This is a genomic window from Methylobacterium sp. E-005, from assembly GCF_022829725.1.
Classification (GTDB): Bacteria; Pseudomonadota; Alphaproteobacteria; order Rhizobiales; family Beijerinckiaceae; genus Methylobacterium.
In genome coordinates, this window is the sequence record NZ_JAKSYG010000078.1 from 41,837 (window position 1) to 63,782 (window position 21,946).

Sequence of the window (21,946 nt, forward strand, 5' to 3'; positions counted from 1 at the left end):
AAAGCGCGGCGTCACCAGGGCGGAGCGCGCAGCGCGGGCTTTTTCAAAACGTTTCGGGAGACGGAACCGGCCCGCTGTCCAATGGCGCGCGCCGCGGAACGTTGCGCCGGGCCCGTGCGACCGGTTCAAGTCCCGGACGCCGCCGCGAAGGCGGGTGGGAGAACGCCATGTCGGACAGATCATCGCGGACGCGACCGTATCGTGACGGCCCGCAGCCGGGGCAGGGCCTTCCGCGGCGTCATCTGATCGGGGCGCTGGCCGCCGGCGCGGCGGGCGCGGCCCTTCCGGCGGCGGCCGCCACCGCGCCGGGCCAGCTGGTGACGGAGGAGTTCCGCCTGCCCTGGAGCGAGCCCGGCATCGACATCTACGTGCGCAACAAGCGACCCGCCGGGATCGACCGGTTCCCGGGCGACCGCATCCTGCTCTACGTCCACGGTGCGACCTACCCGGCGTCCGCGGCCTTCGACCTGCCGCTCGGCGGGATGTCGGCGATGGATTACGTCGCGGGCCTGGGTTTCGACGTCTACCTCGTGGACCTGCCCGGCTATGGACTGTCCGGCCGCCCCAAGGTCATGGACGCACCGGCCTCCGACAACGCACCCTTCATGCGCACGCCCGATGCCGCCAAGGTGGTGGGGCAGGTGGTCGACTTCATCCTGAAGCGACGCGGGGTCGAGAAGATCGACCTGATGGGCTGGTCCTGGGGCACCTCCACCATGGGGCTCTACACCAGCACCCACAACGACACGGTCAACCGGCTCGTCCTCTACGCGCCGCAATGGCTGGCGCGCACGCCGGCCCTGATCGGCGGCAGCGGGCCCCTCGGCGCCTATCGCAGCGTCAGCCGGGACAGCGCCAAGGCGCGCTGGCTGACGGGCGTGCCGGAGGACAAGGCCGCCGCGCTGATCCCCCCGGGCTGGTTCGACCAATGGGCCGACGCAACCTTCGCGACGGATGCGGTGGGCGCCAAGCAGTCGCCGCCCATGCTGCGGGCGCCGAACGGCGTCGTGGCCGACTCGAAGGAATACTGGCAGGCCGGCAAGCCGCTCTACGATCCGGGCGAGATCCGCGTGCCGGTGCTGATCATCCACGCCGAGTGGGACGCCGACCTGCCGAGCTACCAGGCGCAGGAGTACTTCACCAAGCTCACGCACGCCCCCTACAAGCGCTTCGTCGAGCTGGGGGAGGGCACCCACACGGTGATGATGGAGAAGAACCGCATGCAGTTCCTCCACGCCGTCGGGGCCTTCCTCACGGAGGCGGATCCGCAGGCGCTGAACTGAGCGGTCGATCCCGGTCGCACCGGCGGAATCCAACCCAAACCCCTCATCACTGAGGCGCCCGCGCCAGCGGGCCCTGAAGGAAGGCTCCGGGGATCGCGCGGCGTGCTGGAGACCTCCTTCGAGGCCTCCGCTGCGCTCCGGCACCTCAGGATGAGGGCGTGGGTGAGAGGGATCGAGGCGGCCCGTCCGGCCGCCGCGGGAGGCTCGCCCTACTCCGCCGCCTGCCGGGCCTCATACCCCAGCCGCGCGTTCAGCGCCCGGATCAGCTTGGCCGCCGCCTCGGCGATCACCGTGCCGGGCGGGAAGATCGCCGCCGCGCCCGCCGCCGTCAGCGCCTCGTAATCCCCCGGCGGGATGACGCCGCCGATGGCGATCATCACGTCGTCGCGGCCCTGCTCGGTGAGCGCCGCCTTCAGCTCCGGCACCAGCGTCAGGTGGCCGGCCGCCAGCGACGAGACGCCAACGATGTGCACGTCGTTCTCCACCGCCTGCCGGGCGGCCTCCGCCGGGGTGGCGAAGAGCGGCCCGATATCCACGTCGAAGCCGAGATCCGCGAAGGCCGAGGCGATCACCTTCTGGCCGCGGTCGTGCCCGTCCTGGCCCATCTTGGCGACCAGAATGCGCGGCCGGCGGCCGTCGTTCTCCTCGAACGCCTCGACCAGCGCCCGGACTTCCTCGACCACAGGCGACATGCCCCCCACCTCGCGCTTGTAGACGCCGGAGATCGAGCGGATCTCGGCGCGGTGCCGGCCCCAGGCCTTCTCCAGGGCCTCGGAAATTTCGCCCACCGTCGCCTTGGCCCGGGCGGCCTCGACGGCAAGTTCCAGCAGGTTGCCGGCGCCGTCGGCCGCCTGGGTGAGCGCATCGAGCCGGGCCGTCACCGCCGCCTCGTCGCGCTCGGCGCGCAGGCGCTTCAGCTTGTCGATCTGCAGCCGCCGGACATTGCCGTTGTCGACCCGCAGCAGCTCGATCGCCATCTCGTCGTCGGCCCGGAACTTGTTCACGCCCACGATGGTCTGGCGGCCGGAATCGATCCGGGCCTGCGCCCGGGCGGCGGCCTCCTCGATCCGCAGCTTCGGGATGCCGGCCTCGATCGCCTTGGCCATGCCGCCCAAGCCATCGACCTCACGGATGTGCTCCCAGGCACGGGCCACCATGTCGGCGGTCAGCTTCTCGACGTAGTAGGAGCCGCCCCAGGGATCGACGATCCGGGTGGTGCCGCTCTCCTGCTGCAGGAACAGCTGGGTGTTGCGGGCGATCCGAGCCGAGAAGTCGGTCGGCAGGGCCAGCGCCTCGTCGAGCGCGTTGGTGTGGAGCGACTGCGTCCCCCCCTGCGTCGCCGCCATCGCCTCGATGTTGGTGCGGGTGACGTTGTTGAACACGTCCTGCGCGGTGAGCGACCAGCCCGAGGTCTGCGAGTGGGTGCGCAGGGCGAGCGACTTGTCGGACTTCGGATCGAACCCCTTCACGAGCTTCGCCCAGATGAGGCGCGCGGCCCGCATCTTGGCGACCTCCATGAAGAAGTTGGTCGAGATCGCCCAGAAGAACGACAGGCGCGGGGCGAACTGGTCGATGGTCAGCCCGGCGGCGAGGCCCGCCTTGATGTACTCGACGCCGTCGGCGAGCGTGTAGGCGAGTTCCAGGTCGTTCGTCGCCCCGGCCTCCTGCATGTGGTAGCCGGAGATCGAGATCGAATTGAACTTCGGCATGTTCTTCGACGTGTAGGCAAAGATGTCCGAGATGATCCGCATCGATCCCTTGGGGGGATAGATGTAGGTGTTGCGGACCATGAATTCTTTTAGAATGTCATTCTGAATCGTGCCGGCGAGCTTCTGCGGCGGCACGCCCTGCTCCTCGGCGGCGACGATGTAGAGGGCGAGGATCGGCAGCACCGCGCCGTTCATCGTCATCGACACGGTCATCTCGTCGAGGGGGATGCCCGAGAACAGCGTGCGCATGTCGTAGATCGAGTCGATCGCGACGCCCGCCATGCCGACATCGCCCGAGACGCGGGGATGATCGGAGTCGTAGCCCCGGTGGGTGGCGAGATCGAAGGCCACCGACAGGCCCTTCTGACCGGCCGCGAGGTTGCGCCGGTAGAAGGCGTTCGAATCCTCGGCCGTGGAGAAGCCGGCGTACTGCCGGATCGTCCAGGGCTGGGTGACGTACATGGTCGGGTAGGGGCCGCGCAGGAACGGCGCGATCCCCGGATAGGTATTCAGGAACTCGAGACCCTCCCGGTCCTCAGGCCCGTAGCGGCCCTTCACCGGAATGCCCTCCGGGGTCATCCAGGGCTCGCCGAGCGCCGGAGCCGCAACCGTGAGCGATTCGCCGGCCAGCGGTATTTCGGCGAAGTTCGGGATGCGGGAGGTCATGGCGTTGACTCGTTCTGGCGTTTGTCATGCCATTATAGAGACGCGCCCGGAGGGGGCTACTCCCCTGTGGTCGAGCCCTCGGTCCGGATTCAAAAGGTCCGGGACCTTTTGCGGGTGCAGGGCGGAGCCCTGCTGGGTTTGGGCGAAGCCCAACATCAGGGCTCCGCCCTGATCACCCGCCAAAGGGCTCGCGCCCTTTGGAAACCCGGTTTTCCCTCCGCCCACTCCGCAGCAGGTAGACCATCGCCCCCGCCAGCATCAGCGCCATCCCGTACCACGTGATCGCATAGACGAGGTGGTTGTTGGGGAAGGCGATCACCGTGAGGCCGCCCACCGGCAGGCCGCCGGGATTGGGCGTCGCGTCGGCGTCCACGAAATAGGGGGCGACGTCGGTAAGGCCCCGCGCGGCCGCGATGGCAGCGACGTCGCGGGAGTACCAGCGGTCGTCCTTCGGATCGTTGGAGCGCAGGAACGCGCCCTTCGGCTCGGTCAGCCGCAGGAGGCCGGTCACCGTGGTCGCACCGGCGACCTGCCCAGCCGCCCGGGTCGCCGGGTCCCGCCGGTCGCCGGGTACGAAGCCGCGATTGATCAGCACAAGGCTGCCGTCCGGGCGGCGGAGCGGCGTCAGCACCCAGAAGCCGCCGCCGCGTTCCGTGACGGCCTGAACCAGGGTCTCGCGGTCGTTCAGGAAGGTGCCCAAGAGGGTCACGTGCCGGTAGGCATCGTCGGGGCCGACACGCGGCCAGTCTGCGGGGCCCGGGGCCGGCACGGGCGGAGCGTGGACCCTTGCATCGACCCGGGCGATCAGGTCGAGCTTCCACGCCCGCCGCTCCACCTGCCACGTGCCGAGCCCGAGCAGGACGACGAACACGAGCCCCGCGCCGGCGCCGAACACAATCCGCCGCAGCAACGAAAACGGGGCCGGGGAGGGACCTGAGCCCCCCGCCGACCCCGTGGGCCTCATCTCCGGACGCGCGCTCAGCGGGCGTTGTTCATGACGTCGTGGGCATCCATCGGCATCATGTTGTGGTTGAGGTGGTACATCACCCAAACCGAGCCGGCGAGCATGATCACCACCAGCGTGATGGTGAAGATCAGCGCCATGAAGGTCCAGCCGCCCTCCGACTTCGTGCTCATGTGCAGGAAGTAGATGACGTGCACGACCATCTGGACGCCACCGAGCGCCAGGATGACCAGGGTGGTGACGAGGCTGTTGTCGAGCACGTTGCCCATCACCAGCCAGAACGGGATCACCGTCAGGATCACCGACAGGACGAAGCCCGTCATGTAGCTTTGGAAGGAACCGTGGCCGCCCTCGCTGTGGGCGTCGTTGTGGCCGTGCCCCGCGGCGGCGTTGTGAACGTCGGCGCTCATTCGAGCACTCCCATCAGGTAGACGACCGTGAAGACCCCGATCCAGATCAGGTCGAGGAAGTGCCAGAACATCGACAGGCACATCAGCCGGCGCTTGTTCTCGACGATCAGCCCGTGCTTGCCGACCTGCACCATCAGCACGATCAGCCACAGGATGCCCATGGAGACGTGCAGGCCGTGGGTCGACACCAGGGTGTAGAACGACGACAGGAACGCGCTGCGCCAGGGCGGCGCGCCCTCATGGAACAGGTGGACGAATTCCCGGATCTCCAGCGCCACGAAGGCGGCGCCGAACAGGCCGGTCACAGCCAGCCAGATCTGCGTCTGCTTCACCCGGTCCCGGTCCATCTCCAGCATGGCGAAGCCGTAGGTGATGGACGAGAACAGCAGCATGGCGGTGTTCACCGCGATGCCCGGCAGGTCGAACAGTTCCTTCGGGGTGGGGCCGGCCGCGTAGCTGCGCCCGAGCACCCCGTAGGTCGCGAACAGGGTCGCGAAGATGAGGCAGTCGCTCATCAGGTAGAGCCAGAACCCGAGCATGGTCGAGCCCTCGGAATGATGGCCCTCCTCGTCGGTCTGGTAGAAGACCGGCGCCGCGGCGCCGGGGGGTGCGGTGTCTGCGTGCATCATCGGATCACGCCATCTCCAGTTCGCGCGTCCGCTGACCTTCCGTCCGACTCACCGTGTCGGCCGGGATGTAGTAGTCGCGCTTGTAGTTGAAGGTATGGGCGATCGCCACGACGAAGATCGCCAGGAAGCTGAGCGCTGCCAGCCACCACACGTACCAGATCATCGCGATGCCGAAGGCGAAGTTCAGGGCCGCCAGGATCGCGCCGGTGGCGGTGTTCTTGGGCATGTGGATCGGCTTGTAGCCGGTCATGGGCCGCGCGAAGCCGCGGTTCTTCATGTCCCACCACGCATCGGAATCATGGACCACCGGGGTGAACGCGAAGTTGTAGTCCGGCGGCGGCGAGGAGGTGGACCATTCCAGCGTCCGGCCGCCCCACGGGTCACCGGTCAGGTCACGCAGCTTGTCGCGGTTGCGGATCGAGACCACGAACATCACGATCTGCGAGCCGATGCCGCAGGCGATGAGCGCCGCGCCGATGGCCGCGATCACGAACCAGATCTGCAGCGACGGGTCGTCGAAGTGCTGCATGCGCCGGGTCACGCCCATCAGGCCGAGCACGTAGAGCGGCATGAAGGCGACGTAGAACCCGGTCACCCAGAACACGAGCGCCACCTTCCCCCAGAACTCGTCGAGCTTGAAGCCGAAGGCCTTCGGGAACCAGAAGGTCACGCCGGCGAACATGCCGAACAGCACGCCGCCGATGATCACGTTGTGGAAGTGCGCGATCAGGAACAGCGAGTTGTGCAGAACGAAGTCGGCCGGGGGCACCGCCAGGAGGACGCCGGTCATGCCGCCGATCACGAAGGTGACGATGAACGCCACCACCCACATCATCGGGACCTCGAACCGGATCCGGCCGCGGTACATCGTGAACATCCAGTTGAAGATCTTCGCGCCGGTCGGGATCGAGATGATCATGGTCGTGATCCCGAAGAACGAGTTCACGTCCGCGCCCGAGCCCATCGTGAAGAAGTGGTGCAGCCACACGAGGTAGGCGAGGATGGTGATGACCACCAGCGCGTAGACCATCGAGGTGTAGCCGAACAGGCGCTTGCCGCAGAAGGTCGAGGTGATCTCCGAGAACACCCCGAAGGCCGGCAGGATCAGGATGTAGACCTCCGGGTGGCCCCAGATCCAGATCAGGTTGAAGTACAGCATGGCGTTGCCGCCGAGGTCGTTCGTGAAGAAATGCGTGCCGACGTAGCGGTCGAGCGACAGCATCGCGAGAACGGCCGTGAGGATCGGGAAGGCGGCCACGATCAGGATGTTGGTGCAGAGCGACGACCAGACGAAGATCGGCAGCTTCATCATGGTCATGCCGGGCGCCCGCATCTTCACGATGGTGGCGACCAAGTTGATGCCCGAGAGCAACGTCCCGATGCCGGCGATCTGCAGCGCCCAGATGTAGTAGTCGACGCCGACGCCGGGGCTCATGGAAGCCTCCGAGAGCGGCGGGTAGGCGAGCCACGTGGCGCGGGAGAACTCGCCGACGAAGAGCGAGACCATCACCAGCATGCCGCCGGCGACCGTCATCCAGAAGCTGAAGTTGTTCAGGAACGGGAAGGCGACGTCGCGGGCGCCGATCTGCAGCGGCACGGCGAAGTTCATCAGCCCCGTGACGAACGGCATCGCCACGAAGAAGATCATGATCATGCCGTGGGCGGTGAAGATCTGATCGTAATGGTGGGGCGGCAGGAAGCCCTGCTCGTTGCCGAACGCCACCGCCTGTTGCGAGCGCATCAGGATCGCGTCGGCGAAGCCGCGCAGCAGCATCACGGCCGCGAAGATGCAGTACATGATGCCGATCTTCTTGTGGTCGATCGACGTGATCCAGTCACGCCACATCGGCCCCCAGAAGCGGTAATAGGTGATGACGCCGAGCACGGCGAGGCCGACCACGGCGACACCCGCGAACGTCGCCTGCAGAATCGGCTCATGATAGGGGATCTGCTCGATCGTAAATCGGCCGAAGAGCAGTTGCTGTAGGTCCATGTTTGCGAACATTGGGATCGGCCCGTTCAATGGGTTCGACGGCGACCGCCGGTTTACGGTGTGGGGCTCGCGCTGACGGCGAGCTTTCTCATTCGTTGAGCTGCTTGGGCGCGATCTGTCCGCCCTCGCTCTGGCCCTTGCTGTCGGGCCCCTTGACGTCTCGGCCCTTCTCCTGGCCCGGCAGCGCGGACTCGCCCTTCGCCCGCGAATCCGGGTTGCCCATGTCGGGCCTGGGCCGCATGCCCTGTGGCTGCGTCTGCCCGTGCGGGCCGGTCCCGGAGGCCGGCCCCGTCGCGCCGGGGGCCTCGTTGCCCCGATCGACCATGCGGTTGTCGTACTGCAGCCGGTCGTAATTGGCCGCGGCCTCCGCCCCGGACGCGCCGCCCCGGGCGTCGATCTTCATCATCTCGCCGACGCACATCTGCTCCGGCCGCGGGCACATGCCGATGATGCGGTCGTACAGGCCCTGCATGTAGGACTTGTAGTAGCGCGCCGGTTCGGCCTCGCTCGGCTCCTCAAGCTTCAGGTAGGCCTCCTGGCTGAGCTCGCCGCTCGAAGACTTAGCCTTGGCGACCCACTGGTCGAAGCCGTCGTTGGTCAGGCCGTGGAACTTGAAGAACATGTTCGAGAAGCCGGCGCCGCTGTAATGCGCCGAGCGGCCCTCCCAGGCCCCCTCGCGGTTGATCACCGCGTGGAGCTGGGTCTGCATGCCCGGCATCGCGTAGACCATGCCGGCGAGCGTCGGCACGTAGAACGTGTTCATCACGTCGGTGGCGGTGATCTTGAAGCGGATCGGCCGGTCCACCGGCGCGGCGACCTCGTTCACCGTGGCGATCCCGTATTGCGGGTAGAGGAACAGCCACTTCCAATCCATCGCCACCGCCTCGATCTCCAGCGGCTGCGTGCCCGCCGGGACGTCGCGCTTGGCGTCGAGCTTGCTCAGCGGGCGGAACGGATCGAGGGTGTGGGTCCCGATCCAGGTCAGGGCGCCAAGCGCGATGATGATCATCAGCGGCGCCGTCCAGATCAGCACCTCGAGCTGGGTCGAGTGGTGCCATTCGGGATCGTAGACCGCGTCCTCGTTGGTGGCGCGGTAGCGCCACGCGAAGATCAGCGTGAAGGCGATCACCGGGACGATGATGAGGAGCATCAGTCCGGTGGCGGCCAGCACGAGGTTGCGCTGCTGCTCGGCCACGTAGCCGGCCGGGTGCAGCACCACGAAGTTGCAGCCGCCCAGCATGGTCAGGAGCGGCAGGGCGAGGAGCGGCAACAGGCGCCGCCCGCGGCCGCGCACGATGTCGGTCCTGTCCGTTCGATGGGTCGTCACGATCACAGCACGCGTCTCGTCTTCCCAGGCCGCGAATGCGGCACTTCTGCCATGCCGCTCACGCGGCTCTTTTGCTATGCCGCTCACGCGGCTCTGCTGCCATGCCGCCACCACGGCGCTTCAGCCGTGCCGCGCGAGGCGGCGTTCCTGTCAGCCATCGGAGGGCCGCGCGGCCGGCGCCGCGGGCCGGACCTGCTACATCTGGCGCAGTTCCGAGCGATCGGTGAACAGAGCCACGAGGCTGCAGGCCGCACCGGACAGGAGATAGACCCCGATCATCGCCAGCCCGTAGCGCTGCGATAGGAACAGCGCGACGAGCGGTGCGAAGCCCGCCCCGAGCAGCCACGCGAAGTCCGAGGTCAGCGCGGCGCCCGTGTAGCGGTAGTGGTTGCCGAGGCGGGCGCTCACCGCACCCGCGGTCTGGCCGTAGGCGAGGCCGAGCAGCATGAAGCCGATCGTGACGTAGATCGTCTGGCCGATGGCGCTCTCGCCGAACAGGAGCGGCGCGATGATGCTGCCGAGGGCGAAGAAGCCGATCAGCGAGGAACTCATGATCAGGCTGTTGCGGCGGCCGATCTGGTCGGCGATCAGCCCGGAGGCGGCGACCGCACCGGCGCACACGATGGCACCGGAGAACTGCACGATCAGGAACTCGCCCGGCGAGCGGGTGGTGCTGTTCAGCGCCAGCCACGCGATCGGGAAGATCGTCACGAGATGGAACAGCGCGAAGGCGGCCAGCGGCACGAAGGCGCCGCGGATCACGTCACCGGTGTGGTGGCGGAACAGCTCCAGGGCCGGGACCGGGCGCAGCCGGTCGAGGTCCATCATCCGGGCGAATTCATCGGTCGCCACAAGGCGCAGCCGGGCGAACAGGGCGACCACGTTGATCGTGAAGGCGCAGTAGAACGGAAAGCGCCAGCCCCAGTCGATGAAATCCGCCTCGTCGAGATTGACCAGGAAGAAGGCGAACAGGGCGCTCGCCACCATGAAGCCCAGCGGCGCACCGAGCTGCGGGATCATCGCGTACCAGCCGCGCCGCTCCCGGGGGGCGTTCATGGCGAGCAGCGAGGCGAGCCCGTCCCAGGCGCCGCCGAGGGCGAGGCCCTGCAGCACGCGCAGGCCAGCCAGGATGTAGACTGCCGAGATGCCGATGCTGTCGTAGCGCGGCAGGAAGCTCACCGCCGCCGTCGATCCGCCCAGCAGGAACAGGGCCGTCGTCAGCTTGACGCTTCGGCCATGGCGCCGGTCGATCGCCATGAACATTACCGTCCCGATCGGGCGCGCGATGAAGGCCAGGGCGAAGATCGCGAAGGCGTAGAGCGTTCCTTTGAGCGGATTGACGAAGGGGAAGAACACCTTCGGGAAGACCAGCACGCAGGCGATGCCGAACACGAAGAAGTCAAAGTATTCAGAGGCGCGCCCGATCACGACACCGATGGCGATCTCGTTGGGATGGACCTTATGGTCTCCCATCGCCTGCTGGGCATCGCGCTCAAGGCCTGTGACCGTCGGGGTGTTCGCACTCATCTCGGATTGTCGCCCTCGCCGCGCGCCGATTTCGGCGCCTTGGCCGGAACCGCGTCTTGCGGCATGTCCAGAGGTATCGCAACCGGCCCTGGACGCAAGTTCACCCACTGACGCATGCATAGCACCGTGGCCCGCCCCGCCGAGTCGGCCGGGCCGTTCAGACGCGGTAGTGCCCTGAATTCCGTGACAGGTTGATGTTGTAATACGGATCGGCGCGCAGCTCCGGGCCCCAGCGGTCGAGCATGGTGAGCACCTCGCCCTCGAAGCGCTTCTGCTTCTCGGGCGTGTCCTCGGCCCCGCGGCTCTTCGACTCGTGGTGAATCAATCGCGCGAAGGGCGTCCAGACGATCCGGTAGCCGGCCCGGCGGATCTTCAGGCAGAGGTCCACGTCGTTGAAGGCGACCTTCAGGGCGATCGCGTCGAAGCCGCCGACCTCGGCGAACACATCGGCCCGCATGGCGAGGCAGGCGCCCGTCACCGCCGAGACCTCGTGGGCCATCACCATGCGGCAGAAGTAACCCGGATCCGCGTCGGGCACGCCGAGATGGCTGTGGCCGGCCACGCCCCCGATCCCCAGCACGATGCCGCCGTGCTGGATCGTCCGGTCCGGGTAGAGGAGCTTCGCCCCCACGGCGCCGATCTCCGGCCGGACCGCGTGGCGGACCATCTCGGTGAGCCAATCGGGCTCCAGCACCTCGATGTCGTTGTTGAGGAACAGCAGAATCGAACCGGTGGCCGCCGCCGCACCGCGGTTGGAGAGGTCGGAGAAATTGAAGGCCCCCGGCACCGTCACGATGCGCACCCGCGGATCGTCCCGGTAGCGGGCGAACAGGGCGGCGGTCTCGGGCTCGCGACTGTCATTGTCGAGGATGACCGCCTCGATGTCGGGATAGTCGGTCGCGGTCAGGAGCCCGTCGAGGGTCACCGACAGGATCTCGGCGCGGTCCCGGGTCGGGATGATCGCCGAGACCCGGGGCGGCGGCTCCGGCAGGGGCCGGATCAGGCGGTTGAAGCCGTTGGGCCCGGGCTGTGCCCGCCCGCCCCAGGGCGCCACGACCTCCTCCAGGGCGCGCAGGCGCGCGGCCTCGGCCCGGGCGAGCGACCGGTCCGAGAAGGTGCCCGAGCCCAGCGCGGCCCGCCAATGATAGAGCACCCGCGGGATGTGGCGGATGCGGGCCGGGTCGAGGCCGTCGGTGAGCCGGAGCAGCAGGTCGTGGTCCTGGCTGCCCTCGAAGCCCGGGCGCAGGCCGCCGAGGGCGCGCAGGGATTCGGTGCGCACCACCGTGAGATGGTTGATGTAATTCTGGGCGTAGAGCAGTTCCCGGTCGAAGCCGGCCTTGAAATGCGGGTCGAACCGGCGCCCGCGCCCGTCGATCTTGTCCTCGTCGCTGTAGATCAGCACGAGATCCGGATCGCGGCGCAAAGCCCGGGCGACCTCGTAGAGCGCGTCCGCGCTGAGCGCATCGTCGTGATCCATGAAGGCGCAGGCGACACCCCGGGCGAGGCCCAGCGCATCGTTGGTCGCCCGGGCGATGTGGCCGTTCTCAGGCCGGGTCAGGACGCGGATGCGCGGGTCGGCCTCGGCCGCCCGGGCGAGGATTCTTGGAATCGCGGGCCGCGTGGAGGCATCGTCGACGACACAGAGCTCCCAGTGGGGATAGAGCTGCGCGCGGAGCGAGGCGAGGGCGGCCCTGAGCACCTTCGGGTCGGGGTCGTGGACCGGCATCAGCACGGAGATCAGGGGCGGCTCGGCCCAGGCGGCGATTTCGGCGGCGATCCCGTCCCGCTCAGGCCTGCGCAGGGCATGGGTGCCGAGCCACGCCTCGTAGCCGGACACCCGCCGGTGGCGCAGAGCCCGGCCGAGGAAGCCGCGGGCCCGGACCTTCTTGCCGAGGACGCGCCAGTAGAGGGCCTGCGCGGTCAGGCCCGGCTCGCGCAGCAGGCCGCGCCCGGCCAGGATCGGCCGGGCGAGGCGGCGCAGGGCGATCCGGCGCAGCCGGGCCGGCACCCGACCGGACGGATCGGCGACGCGCAGTTCGGTCACGTCCTCGGGCAGGCGGCCGACCCACGCGAAGGCGCCTCCACCCCGTGCCTCCTGGGGCAGGAGGGAGCCCGGGCGCCCGTCGGGCCCGACGAAGCTGATATCCGGGACGGTGTCCCGGCCCTGGGCCGGGTCGTTCGCCAGGACGATCTCGACCCAGCGGCCCGCCAGCCCCGGCAGCGCCACGCGTAAGCCGTCCGCCGCGGCCCGCACCGGCAGGGGGCGCGGAGCGCGGCCGAATCCGGCGATCCGCGCCGGCGGCAGGGGAGACTCGGGCCTCTCGGCCCCGGATGCGGATGCCATCAGCGCCGGCTCTCGCCGGCCGCAGCGGCGCTCACGGGTCCCGCGGATCCGAGGCCGCGGGTCGAATCATCCGGATCGTGGTCGAAGATGCAGCGCATGTCTCGAAGCGTGAGGCGGCGGGCCGGCGCCCTGGGGCGCGGCCGGATGCCGGGCGGCAGGGCCATAGCGCATTTTCCCAAGCCCGTGCACCTCGCGCGGACCGGCCGTGTGCGGCGTCCCGAAAAGCAGGTTCCCCTTGCGCCCCAGCCGGGCAAGGGCTATAGGCCCCGCCCACCGGAGCCCGTACGGCCCCGGCCCGGGCGCGTCACTCAGCGGGAGCGCACGACCTTGACAGGGTCGTCGACACTCCTCATAAGCAGCTGAGAAGTCTGGGCTTTTTCGATGGCTTCCAGGTTCGGCGAACCTGATCGCGGTCGATGAGGAGACGTAGCACAGCGGTAGTGCATTCCCTTGACATGGGAAAGGTCACAGGTTCGATCCCTGTCGTCTCCACCACTTGCCAGCCCGGTCCATCCGGCCGCAGCGCAAGGGTCTCAGGTTCGGCGGACCGGGCGTAGGTTCAGCGGACTGCAGCCGAAGGTTCGTAGGGCTGTCATGACCGGCGAACGCAGGCATTGGTTCTACGACAGCCGGATTCTCGTCTGCATCTTCTGCCTGCTGTTGTTCGTCGCGATCTTCTGGCAGGTCAGTCGGTTCGAGGGCTTCCAGCCGATCTTCACCTGCGAGTCCAAGAACGACATCGACCGCCTGCTCCTCACCTCCGGGATGGATGCCTGTATGGGCAATGCCCATTCGCAGGACGACAAGGAGCGCTGCATGCGCACCGTCTATCTCCTGGCCTGCACGAAGGAACGCTGGCGCTGACCACTCCGCCTTTGGAGAGCGTGCCGGTCCCGCGGATCGCCCTTCCGATCGTAACCAACGTCCTGCGCGGATGAATATTTTCGGGGTTGAGCGCGCGGCGCCGGCCGAAACCCGTGTGAAGGCTCATGAGGATCGTACGCGCGGCAACATTCGCGTGGGATCGGGCCCGTTTTAACGGTCCATTAACCATTTTTACCAGTTTAGTTAGACCAGAGTCCGGCGGTAGGGAGCAGAAGGTCCGTGAGCGAGCTGCAGAGGCTTCTGAACGACCCGCGTTTCCGGCCAGCCGAGCGCCTCAAGCAGGAGCTCGGCGCCGCGCCCGAACCCAGCCTGGGCAGCGTCCTGCGGGTCGTCTCGTCGACGCAGGAGCCAGCCGAACTCCCGACCCCGTCCGCACCGCCCCAGGATTGGGACGGGCTGATCCACCGGGTCCAGGCCGCGGCCCGGCAGGCGCGCGTGGTCGAGACGCAGGCCCGGGAACGGGAAGAGCGCATCGAGCACGTGCTGGAGCGGGTCCGGGAGGACATCAACGCCTCCAACGAGCGGGCCCGCATCGCGGAGATGCAGGCCCGCGACATCCAGGCGCGCGCCGAGGCGCAGATCATCGCCGCCGAGGAGCGCGTCAAGACCGCCGAGGCGCGCGCCCGCGCCGCCGAGGAGCGGGCGCGGCATGCCGAGGAATGGCTCGGGCGCGTCCAGGAGGCGATCCTCGCCGAGTTCTCCGACATGACCGATCAGGCCGCGGCATGAGCGGATCCGCCGGCCCAGCCTTCGCGGCCCCTCTCGACCGGCGCGGCGACCCAGTCGACCGGGTCGTGGCCTTGTTCTCGGGCCCCGCGCCGGCCCCGGCCCCTGAGCCCGACGACTGGTCGGCCTCCCTGACCGCGGTGCGCGGCCTCGCCACCCGGGTCCGCACCCTGCAGACGAGCGCCTGGGATTCGATGCGGGAGGCCCAGCGCTCCGTACGGGAAGCGGAATCGGCCGCGCGCGCCGCGGAGGATCGGGCGCTCCACGCCGAGGCCCTGCTGCGCGAGGCGGTGGCCCGGGCGGAGCGCGCCGAGGATCAGGTCCGCGCGGCGGCCGAGCGAATCGAGCAGGCGGAGGCTCAGACCGCCGAGGCGCGGGCGTGGCTGCGACGCATGCACGAATGCATGGTCAGCGAATTCGGCGCCCTCACCCGGGAGCCGGCCCTGGCCTGATTCGGCCCTCGGCCCTACGCGAGCGCCGGGGCGGCCACGACGTCGACCGCGTGCAGCGCCCAGGCGAAGGGATCGCCGGGACCGTAATACACCGCAATCTCGAGCTGCAGGATCCGGATGCAGGCCTCGGACAGGTCCGGCAGCAGGTCGCGCCCCTGACAGTCGAGGACCGAGGTGAGCGTGGGAAGCGGCCGGCCCTCCCGGTAGGTCACGAGCACCTGCGCCTCCGCGTACGGATCGAGCGGATCGATGCAGTACCGCGCCGTCATCCCGAATCCCCCTCCGCGCCCGCCGGATCGGCCGGTAATCCGGCTCTGTAACAATCCGATGAACAGGCCCGCGCGCGGCGTGGGCGGGACAGCCCGGCGGGCGTTGTCCCGCGCCCGCAGCCGGGTCGCCACAATGCGACCGATCGCCTTAAGCCGGCGCATACGTCCGTCGCTTCAGGGTTCCCGGATCCGTTCGACATCGTCCGGCAGGATCGCCGTGGTGCTCAGCATCGTCCTCAGCGCGGCGCTTCCGCTCCTCACCGGGGTGATGGCCCTGCTGTGGGCCGGCTGGGTCGCCCCGGAGCGGGAGACGTTCCCCGACCTGTCCGCCCCGCGCGACCCGCGCACGGGGTGACGGCGGCCGGGGCCGTTAAGGAAATCCTTACCCTGCCGCCACCCCGCCGGGGTGGGGCGAAACCCTCCGGGGGCGCCGCCGGTTTCGAGGCATGACCCAGTTCACACTCGTGGCGCCGGCTCAGCCGCTGCCTGCCGGAAGCGCGCGGAAGCGCGCGATGGCCCATCGGTCGGGGCGCCGGAGCGCCACGCTGGAGCGGCTCGCCCGCGAACTCGATCTGCCGGTCGAGGCCTTCTTCACCGATACGGGCCCGGACGCGGCGCTGGACACGGATGCCGGCGAACTCCTGGCCCTGGTGCGCCACTGGCTGGCGATCGGCGACGGCCAGGCGCGCCGCCGCGTCCTCAGCCTCGCCCGCCAGGAGGCCGAGCGGTCGGGCTTGCGCGTCTGTGCCTGAGCGCGGGACGGCTTCCGGGGGTGCCCCGCCCCGCGCTATGACCCGCGGGACGCCCCGCCAGGGGCCGACTCGGGGAGCATCACGATGGATCTCGGCTTGAGCGGGCGCCGGGCGCTGGTCTGCGCGGCGAGCAAGGGGCTGGGCCGGGGCTGCGCCCTGGCGCTCGCCCGGGAGGGCGTCGCGGTGACGATCACCGCCCGCACCGCGGAGACGCTGGAGCGGACCGCGGAGGCGATCCGCCGGGAGACCGGCGCCACCGTCACCGCCGTGGCGGGCGACATCGCCACCGAGGCCGGCCGGGCCGCGGCGCTGGCCGCCTGCCCGGAGCCCGACATCCTGGTCAACAACGCCGGCGGCCCGCCCCCGGGCGATTTCCGCGACTGGGACCGGGACGCCTGGATCCGGGCGCTCGACGCCAACATGCTGGCGCCGATCGCCCTCATCAAGGCGACGGTCGACGGGATGATCGACCGCAAGTTCGGCCGGATCGTCAACATCACCTCGTCGTCCGTGAAGGCGCCGATCGCGCATCTCGGCCTGTCGAACGGCGCCCGCGGGGGACTGACCGGCTTCGTGGCGGGCCTCGCCCGGCAGACCGTGCGGCACGGGGTGACGATCAACAACCTGCTGCCCGGCCCGTTCGACACCGACCGGATCCGCGGCAATGCCGGGGCGCTCGCCGCCAAGGCCGGCCTCAGCGTGGAGGCCTTCCTCGAAGCCCGCGCCCGGGAGAACCCCGCGGGCCGGTTCGGCGATCCCGACGAGTTCGGGGCGGCCTGCGCGTTCCTGTGCAGCCGGCACGCCGGGTTCATCACCGGCCAGAACCTTCTCATGGACGGCGGCGCCTATCCGGGCACGCTCTGAGGGGTTCCGGGTTTCCCAAGGGCGAGCCCTTGGGCGGGTTCTCAGGGCGGAGCCCTGAGATGCGCTCCGGGACTGAAGCCGTTCGGCGCAACAGGCGGTGAGGATGATGAGCGTACGCGATACGGTCGAGGAGCGTCTGGCGCGGATCGGGGCGGGGGACCCGGCGGTGTTCACCCGGCTCTACCCGGATGCCGCCCGGGCGGCGGCGGATGCCGCCGATGCCCGCCGCCGGGACGGGCTGTCCCTCGGGCCGCTCGACGGCGCGATCGTCTCGATCAAGGACCTGTTCGACGTGGCGGGCGAGACCACCACGGCCGGCTCGGTCCTCCTGGCGGGGGCGCCCCCGGCCCAGGCCGACGCCCCGGTGGTCGCCCGCCTGCGCCGTGCCGGGGCGGTGATCCTGGCCAAGACCAACATGTCGGAATTCGCCTTCTCGGGCCTCGGGCTCAACCCGCATTACGGCACCCCCGGCAACGCCGCCGATCCGGCCCGCATCCCCGGGGGCTCGTCCGCCGGGGCCGGGGTCTCGGTGGGGCAGGGGACGAGCGACATTGCGATCGGCTCCGATACCGGCGGCTCGGTGCGGATCCCGGCCTCCCTCAACGGCGTGGTCGGGTTCAAGCCGACCGCCCGGCGGGTGCCCCTGGCCGGCGCCTTCCCGCTCTCCTACGCCCTCGATTCCCTCGGGCCGCTGGCCCGGACCGTGGCCGCGTGCGCCGCCGCCGATTCCGTGATGGCGGGCGACGAGCCCGCAACCCTCGACGCCCTCCCGGTCGCGGGCCTGCGGATCGGCGTGCCCCGGGGCCTCTTGTTCACCGAGACCGAGCCCCTGGTGGCCGAGGCGTTCGAGCGGGCGCTGGCGCGGCTCTCGGCGGCGGGCGCCCGGGTGATCGACCACCCGATCGACGATCTCCTGGCCGCCATGGACGCGGCCCTGCCGGACGGGTCGCTGGCGGCGATCGAGGCCGCCGCGATCCACGCCGACTGGCTCGACGCGCAGGCCGACCGATACGACCCGCGGGTCCACCGCCGGATCCTGGCCGGCCGGGCGGCCCCGGCGACGCGCTACATCCGGACGCTGCGCCGCCGCGCCGAGTTGATCGCATCCCTCGACGGGCGGCTCGCGCCCCTCGACCTGCTGGCGCTGCCGGCGACCGCCACGACGGCGCCGCTCACCGCCCCGCTGGAGGCCGACGACGCGGCCTTCCTGGCGGCCAACCGGCTGATGCTGCGCAACACGGCCTTCGGCAATTTCTTCGACCTCACCGGCCTGTCGCTGCCGATGCCGGATCTCGCCCGGCCGGCGGGGCTGATGCTCCTCGCCCGCCACGGGCAGGACCGCCGCCTGCTGGCGCTCGGCGCCGGCATCGAGGCGGCGCTGGCGGGGTAGGGGGTGGGCCGCGGCTCCGCGGGTCTCCCTCCCCCCTTTGCGGGGGAGGGAGACCCCTGCGTCAGCAGGGGTCGGGAGAGGGGAACCCGGCTTCAGAAAGGGGCACGCCCTGCATGAAGGCCGGTGACTCATCCTGCACCGTCGCTCCCCTCTCCCGACCCCCTTCGGGGGCCACCCTCCCCCGCAAAGGGGAGAGGGAGACGCGCAACCGCGGCCCCGCGCGTGGCGCCGCCGGGGGCATGGCTAAACCCTCACGCCGCCGGGGTGACGCGGGACGCCGCGAAGCCCGAACGCAACGTTGCAAATGCCGGCTTCCCGGCGTCCCGCGGACGCCGGGGCCGGTCTCGACCCCGCGTCCGATCCTGCATCCGGTGTCCGTCACGCGGGGGGCTCGAACGATACGCTAAGACCGTCCCGGGTTGCCCTGCGGCACCCCGGCGCTTCCGAGCGAGCCTTCGTCGCACGCCCTCTCGTAGTGAAGGGCGCCGTAGACCTCCGCACCGCCCAGGACAGGGTCGCCCTTCTCGGGTGTACGACCGGGGCATTTCCTCCGCCGGCCGCCGCCCAGCCCGAGCCGGGGGGTGTCGAGTCCCGCGCCCGGGGCTGCCGCAGCCGACGGCAGACGCGGGCACCGCCCCACCGCCGCCGGCCCGGCGGCTGACCGGACCGACACCCCGAAGCGTCTCACGACGCGTCGCGGCGGGGTGAGAGACTTGGAGCATGGATTAGGAATTTTGTCAAGGTGAGCGGAGGTGCATCACGCTCGACCCCCGCCCTTGTTCTTTCGCCATCCTGACCGAGCCAGACCTGCTGCGCCTGATCGTGCCGAACGAATACCAGTTGCCGACAATGCGCAGATGGCGCGGCTAATCGTCAGTTGCTGCAACCACCGACAACTTTAGCTGGCAACCTAGACTCATTCATGCCAACCTAGAAAGGTGAAATGGTCGTCTGAGTTGAGACTTGGCTATGGGTTTGCGCCACGAAAACCTTAATGCAGAAACTTGAGCCTTCATGCTCGAAGAGATCGAGAGAGATGTGACTCTCGACCGACTCTATCTCAGTTCGTACCTGACACAGCGCGCCCAAGGCGATTGGCTCGATTATCTACGCGAGGCTGCTCAGTCGGGTTCTGATGATACGTTGGCGGCTCGGCTGCGAACAGCGGCGGCGATGAACCAAACGACCATTCGCCAGAAACCTCGAGGCGGTACGACGCGGGTTCGCGTTCCTCACAACGCCGCCGAAGTTCTGGCCGAAAGCGAGTTTAACCGCTTCTACGTCCGCGGGCTTTGCCACCGAGCAATTGAGCAAGACATTCCGCGACTTGAGGTGTATCGGGCCAAAGCTGTGATGCAACCGCGCCCGGAGTCAGAACAGATCATCGGGTTACTCGTAGAGCCCAACACGGTTCTTATAGACGTCCGCGGAAGCACTGGCGTGGAGACGGCGCTAGGAATTCCACCCGGCCCCGGCTCAGGAATCACTCTTCGCATCCCTAGATAAATTCTGCCACTAGAATACCGCGATGATAGTGGGCCGATCAAATGCCAGCTCATTCGATAGTGCGCAGTCGTTATTTATATACAAAGTCATTTTCACACTGAAATAACACAAGCGCGACCGGAATCATAAGCATCAGCGCAATTTACCTACCACAATGCATTTTCTCAGCTCGCTGCATGAATCTACAGCGCTGAACTCTAGGATTACAGTGCAGATAAGAGGGGGGATCTCGTCGTACTTCCTCGGCCCGCACCGCCCGGCACCACATACCTTGCCGAGCAGCGCGCCGTGATGCACCTTACGGCTGTCCCGCGGCTCGGCCACCATGCGCCGTCCGCCCGGGAACCCGGGACCGCCCGCGTCGCCGCGCGATCCCAAGCCCCACCAGGGAGCCGTCGCATGAACGCCGCCTCACCCGCCCTCGTCGCGGACCACCCCGAGGACTCCGACCTCACCGCCGAAATCCAAACCATGCGGGTCGATCTCGCGGCCGCCTACCGGCTGATCCACCGGCTGGGGCTCGACGACAGCATCTACACCCACATCTCGGCGCGGCTGCCGGGGGGCGGGCACCGGTTCCTCATCAACCCCTACGGGATGCGCTTCGAGGAGGTGACCCCCCAGAACCTCGTCACCGTCGATAGCGACGGGCGGGTGATCGAGGATCCGATGGGGCTCGGCATCAACCCGGCCGGGTTCACGATCCACAGCGCCATCCACGCCGCCCGCCACGACGCGGTCTGCGTGCTCCACACCCACACGGTGGCGGGCGTCGCGGTCTCCTGCCAGGAGGAGGGGCTCCTGCCCCTGAACCAGTGGTCGATGCAGTTCACGGGGCGGCTCGCCTACCACGCCTATGAGGGCATCGCCCTCGACCTCGACGAGCGCCAGCGCCTCGTGGCCGATCTCGGCGACAAGCCCGTCATGGTCCTGCGCAACCACGGGCTGCTGACCTGCGGGCGCACCGTCGGCGAGGCGTTCCGGCTGATGCACAACATGGAGCGCTCGTGCCGGGCGCAGCTCGCGATCCAGGCCGCGGGCGCGCCGGTGATCCGGCCCTCGGCCGCCGTCGCCACCAAGACCGCCGGGCAATACGCCGCCGGCTACGACCGCGTCGTGGTCCAGGGCGCGCCCGACAACGAGTGGGCCGCGTTCAAGCGGATGCTGGCGCGCACCGATCCGGAGGTTTTCGCAGAGGGGTGAAGTCAGGCCGCCAGGGCGGACTTCGTGTCGCGGCCGTGGGCCTGATCCATGATCGCGCCGATCCGCTCGCCCACCGCGATCGCGATCGCCACCGAGGCCGGGCCCTCCAGCCCCTGCTGGCAGATCCGGCTGAGCACGTCGGTCACCCGCTGCTCCATCACGCCGAGGATCGCGGCGGCGGCCTGGGGCTGCGCGCCGCGGAGCACGGCGGCGAGGTCGCAATAGGCGTCGTGGAGCAGCTGGAGCGTCAGGCGCTCGACCGCTTGCTCGTCCGCCTCCGTCAGAACACGCATCCCGAACCACTCCGACTCGCCGCCGGCAGACTCCCCTGGGAGCCGTTAACAACGCGTAAAGAGACCCGCCGCCCGGGAGGGATCGGCTAACCACGCCGGTCGGCGGGCGGCCCGGCGGCATGGGCCATCGCGTCGCCCCCGGGCGGCGGTGCGGAACTTGGCGGGCCGTGGCGCCGTCACACCGGGGAGAGACCTCCACACGGACGCCCCATCATGCGCAGCCTCATCCTCGCCGGCCTCGGCCTGTCGGCCCTCGTCGCCACCCCGGCTTCGGCCCAGGTCCAGCAGACCAATCCCAACGCCGCCAACCAGTCCATGGAAGCGGGCAGCCAGATGCGCGCCCTGCGCCAGGAGCAGACCACCCAGTCCGACATGCTCCGCATGGACGTCCAGCGGAACCAGGCCGCGACGCCGGCCCCCAACACCGGCCCGAACGCGCTCCCCCCGGGGAGCGGGACGGGGGTCATCGGGCGCTGAGGCCCACCCCGGACGACGTCCGGCACCGGACAGCGTCCGGCACCAGGGCCCTGCCCTGGACCCGCGAAAGGGCTCGCCCTTTCGAAACCCCGACTTGGGCCTCAGACGTCGGGCAGGCGCCGGCCCTTCACCACCACCCGCGGCCAGCGGTCGAGGCCGATCGGCATCAGGACGGCGATCTGATCCGGCACCGCGGCGTCGCCCAGGAGGCTCCGGAGCGAAATCCGGCACGCCTCCTCCAGCTCGGACCGGCTGCGCGCGCCCGACGTCTTGATGT

Annotated in this window: 21 protein-coding genes and 1 tRNA gene; 12 read left to right on the forward strand and 10 right to left on the reverse strand. The window is 69.3% G+C overall.

Annotated elements, in window-relative coordinates; all coding sequences use genetic code 11:
- Positions 1-167: 167 nt before the first annotated feature.
- Entirely contained in the window at positions 168-1,283 is a 1,116-nt protein-coding gene (locus MKK88_RS08670) for an alpha/beta hydrolase (RefSeq protein ID WP_243998845.1), read from the forward strand.
- A gap of 209 nt (positions 1,284-1,492) precedes the next feature.
- On the opposite strand, the gene scpA is transcribed toward MKK88_RS08670, so the two are convergent.
- From scpA to MKK88_RS08710, 8 genes are all read right to left on the reverse strand, one after another.
- On the reverse strand, positions 1,493-3,658 hold the full coding sequence (scpA, locus tag MKK88_RS08675; RefSeq protein WP_243998847.1) for a methylmalonyl-CoA mutase: 2,166 nt from the start codon (positions 3,656-3,658) through the stop codon (positions 1,493-1,495).
- 172 nt (positions 3,659-3,830) lie between these two features.
- A complete protein-coding gene (locus MKK88_RS08680; RefSeq protein ID WP_409566631.1) occupies positions 3,831-4,622 on the reverse strand; it encodes an SURF1 family protein in 792 nt (263 codons plus the stop codon).
- Positions 4,623-4,636: 14 nt separating this feature from the next.
- Positions 4,637-5,032 (reverse strand): cytochrome o ubiquinol oxidase subunit IV, encoded by a 396-nt coding sequence (cyoD, locus tag MKK88_RS08685; protein WP_243998851.1) that lies wholly within the window; start codon positions 5,030-5,032, stop codon positions 4,637-4,639.
- On the reverse strand, positions 5,029-5,661 hold the full coding sequence (gene cyoC, locus MKK88_RS08690) for a cytochrome o ubiquinol oxidase subunit III (RefSeq protein WP_243998853.1): 633 nt from the start codon (positions 5,659-5,661) through the stop codon (positions 5,029-5,031). The genes cyoD and cyoC overlap by 4 nt, the downstream gene beginning before the upstream one ends.
- 4 nt (positions 5,662-5,665) lie before the next feature.
- Positions 5,666-7,666 (reverse strand): cytochrome o ubiquinol oxidase subunit I, encoded by a 2,001-nt coding sequence (cyoB, locus tag MKK88_RS08695; protein WP_243998855.1) that lies wholly within the window; start codon positions 7,664-7,666, stop codon positions 5,666-5,668.
- A gap of 76 nt (positions 7,667-7,742) precedes the next feature.
- Positions 7,743-8,894 (reverse strand): ubiquinol oxidase subunit II, encoded by a 1,152-nt coding sequence (cyoA, locus tag MKK88_RS08700; RefSeq protein WP_243998883.1) that lies wholly within the window; start codon positions 8,892-8,894, stop codon positions 7,743-7,745.
- Positions 8,895-9,176: 282 nt separating this feature from the next.
- Positions 9,177-10,508 carry an MFS transporter gene (locus MKK88_RS08705; RefSeq protein ID WP_243998857.1) on the reverse strand — a complete coding sequence of 444 codons (1,332 nt, stop codon included), beginning with the start codon at positions 10,506-10,508 and terminating at the stop codon, positions 9,177-9,179.
- A 157-nt stretch (positions 10,509-10,665) separates the two neighbouring features.
- A complete protein-coding gene (locus tag MKK88_RS08710) occupies positions 10,666-12,852 on the reverse strand; it encodes a glycosyltransferase family 2 protein (protein WP_243998859.1) in 2,187 nt (728 codons plus the stop codon).
- A gap of 420 nt (positions 12,853-13,272) precedes the next feature.
- Between MKK88_RS08710 and MKK88_RS08715 the strand changes: the two genes are divergently transcribed.
- The 4 genes from MKK88_RS08715 (at position 13,273) to MKK88_RS08730 (ending at position 14,915) form a co-directional block, all read left to right on the forward strand.
- Positions 13,273-13,347 (forward strand) — tRNA-Val (locus tag MKK88_RS08715).
- A gap of 99 nt (positions 13,348-13,446) precedes the next feature.
- Positions 13,447-13,716 carry a hypothetical protein gene (locus tag MKK88_RS08720; protein WP_243998861.1) on the forward strand — a complete coding sequence of 90 codons (270 nt, stop codon included), beginning with the start codon at positions 13,447-13,449 and terminating at the stop codon, positions 13,714-13,716.
- A gap of 240 nt (positions 13,717-13,956) precedes the next feature.
- Entirely contained in the window at positions 13,957-14,466 is a 510-nt protein-coding gene (locus MKK88_RS08725; protein WP_243998863.1) for a hypothetical protein, read from the forward strand.
- Positions 14,463-14,915 carry a hypothetical protein gene (locus MKK88_RS08730; protein WP_243998865.1) on the forward strand — a complete coding sequence of 151 codons (453 nt, stop codon included), beginning with the start codon at positions 14,463-14,465 and terminating at the stop codon, positions 14,913-14,915. The genes MKK88_RS08725 and MKK88_RS08730 overlap by 4 nt, the downstream gene beginning before the upstream one ends.
- Before the next feature lie 14 nt (positions 14,916-14,929).
- Here the strand turns inward: MKK88_RS08730 and MKK88_RS08735 are convergent, their stop codons facing one another.
- Positions 14,930-15,184, reverse strand: a complete 255-nt coding sequence (locus MKK88_RS08735; RefSeq protein WP_243998867.1) for a hypothetical protein — start codon at positions 15,182-15,184, stop codon at positions 14,930-14,932.
- A 220-nt stretch (positions 15,185-15,404) separates the two neighbouring features.
- Between MKK88_RS08735 and MKK88_RS33780 the strand changes: the two genes are divergently transcribed.
- The 6 genes from MKK88_RS33780 (at position 15,405) to MKK88_RS08760 (ending at position 20,899) form a co-directional block, all read left to right on the forward strand.
- A complete protein-coding gene (locus tag MKK88_RS33780) occupies positions 15,405-15,539 on the forward strand; it encodes a hypothetical protein (RefSeq protein ID WP_279602168.1) in 135 nt (44 codons plus the stop codon).
- A gap of 91 nt (positions 15,540-15,630) precedes the next feature.
- Positions 15,631-15,936 (forward strand): hypothetical protein, encoded by a 306-nt coding sequence (locus MKK88_RS08740; RefSeq protein ID WP_243998869.1) that lies wholly within the window; start codon positions 15,631-15,633, stop codon positions 15,934-15,936.
- An 84-nt stretch (positions 15,937-16,020) separates the two neighbouring features.
- Positions 16,021-16,800, forward strand: coding sequence for an SDR family oxidoreductase (locus MKK88_RS08745; RefSeq protein ID WP_243998871.1), 780 nt, complete (start codon positions 16,021-16,023; stop codon positions 16,798-16,800).
- Positions 16,801-16,903: 103 nt separating this feature from the next.
- Positions 16,904-18,190 (forward strand): amidase, encoded by a 1,287-nt coding sequence (locus tag MKK88_RS08750; protein WP_243998873.1) that lies wholly within the window; start codon positions 16,904-16,906, stop codon positions 18,188-18,190.
- Between the two features lie 1,014 nt (positions 18,191-19,204).
- Positions 19,205-19,696 (forward strand): hypothetical protein, encoded by a 492-nt coding sequence (locus MKK88_RS08755; protein WP_243998875.1) that lies wholly within the window; start codon positions 19,205-19,207, stop codon positions 19,694-19,696.
- 399 nt (positions 19,697-20,095) lie between these two features.
- The gene (locus tag MKK88_RS08760) at positions 20,096-20,899 is read left to right on the forward strand and encodes a class II aldolase/adducin family protein (RefSeq protein WP_243998877.1); all 804 of its coding nucleotides are present in this window, start codon (positions 20,096-20,098) and stop codon (positions 20,897-20,899) included.
- Between the two features lie 2 nt (positions 20,900-20,901).
- On the opposite strand, the gene MKK88_RS08765 is transcribed toward MKK88_RS08760, so the two are convergent.
- Positions 20,902-21,192, reverse strand: a complete 291-nt coding sequence (locus MKK88_RS08765) for a hypothetical protein (protein WP_160532233.1) — start codon at positions 21,190-21,192, stop codon at positions 20,902-20,904.
- A 213-nt stretch (positions 21,193-21,405) separates the two neighbouring features.
- Here MKK88_RS08765 and MKK88_RS08770 point away from each other — a divergent pair, with 213 nt between their 5' ends.
- On the forward strand, positions 21,406-21,669 hold the full coding sequence (locus tag MKK88_RS08770) for a hypothetical protein (RefSeq protein ID WP_243998878.1): 264 nt from the start codon (positions 21,406-21,408) through the stop codon (positions 21,667-21,669).
- Positions 21,670-21,946: the final 277 nt, after the last annotated feature.

Coding starts and splice junctions, on each gene's coding strand:
- MKK88_RS08670 (WP_243998845.1), top strand. CDS start 168: ATGTCGGACAGATCATCGCGGACGCGACCGTATCGTGACGGCCCGCAG.
- scpA (WP_243998847.1), bottom strand. CDS start 3,658: ATGACCTCCCGCATCCCGAACTTCGCCGAAATACCGCTGGCCGGCGAA.
- MKK88_RS08680 (WP_409566631.1), bottom strand. CDS start 4,622: ATGAGGCCCACGGGGTCGGCGGGGGGCTCAGGTCCCTCCCCGGCCCCG.
- cyoD (WP_243998851.1), bottom strand. CDS start 5,032: ATGAGCGCCGACGTTCACAACGCCGCCGCGGGGCACGGCCACAACGAC.
- cyoC (WP_243998853.1), bottom strand. CDS start 5,661: ATGATGCACGCAGACACCGCACCCCCCGGCGCCGCGGCGCCGGTCTTC.
- cyoB (WP_243998855.1), bottom strand. CDS start 7,666: ATGTTCGCAAACATGGACCTACAGCAACTGCTCTTCGGCCGATTTACG.
- cyoA (WP_243998883.1), bottom strand. CDS start 8,894: ATGCTGGGCGGCTGCAACTTCGTGGTGCTGCACCCGGCCGGCTACGTG.
- MKK88_RS08705 (WP_243998857.1), bottom strand. CDS start 10,508: ATGAGTGCGAACACCCCGACGGTCACAGGCCTTGAGCGCGATGCCCAG.
- MKK88_RS08710 (WP_243998859.1), bottom strand. CDS start 12,852: ATGGCATCCGCATCCGGGGCCGAGAGGCCCGAGTCTCCCCTGCCGCCG.
- MKK88_RS08720 (WP_243998861.1), top strand. CDS start 13,447: ATGACCGGCGAACGCAGGCATTGGTTCTACGACAGCCGGATTCTCGTC.
- MKK88_RS08730 (WP_243998865.1), top strand. CDS start 14,463: ATGAGCGGATCCGCCGGCCCAGCCTTCGCGGCCCCTCTCGACCGGCGC.
- MKK88_RS08735 (WP_243998867.1), bottom strand. CDS start 15,184: ATGACGGCGCGGTACTGCATCGATCCGCTCGATCCGTACGCGGAGGCG.
- MKK88_RS08740 (WP_243998869.1), top strand. CDS start 15,631: ATGACCCAGTTCACACTCGTGGCGCCGGCTCAGCCGCTGCCTGCCGGA.
- MKK88_RS08745 (WP_243998871.1), top strand. CDS start 16,021: ATGGATCTCGGCTTGAGCGGGCGCCGGGCGCTGGTCTGCGCGGCGAGC.
- MKK88_RS08750 (WP_243998873.1), top strand. CDS start 16,904: ATGATGAGCGTACGCGATACGGTCGAGGAGCGTCTGGCGCGGATCGGG.
- MKK88_RS08755 (WP_243998875.1), top strand. CDS start 19,205: ATGCTCGAAGAGATCGAGAGAGATGTGACTCTCGACCGACTCTATCTC.
- MKK88_RS08760 (WP_243998877.1), top strand. CDS start 20,096: ATGAACGCCGCCTCACCCGCCCTCGTCGCGGACCACCCCGAGGACTCC.
- MKK88_RS08765 (WP_160532233.1), bottom strand. CDS start 21,192: ATGCGTGTTCTGACGGAGGCGGACGAGCAAGCGGTCGAGCGCCTGACG.
- MKK88_RS08770 (WP_243998878.1), top strand. CDS start 21,406: ATGCGCAGCCTCATCCTCGCCGGCCTCGGCCTGTCGGCCCTCGTCGCC.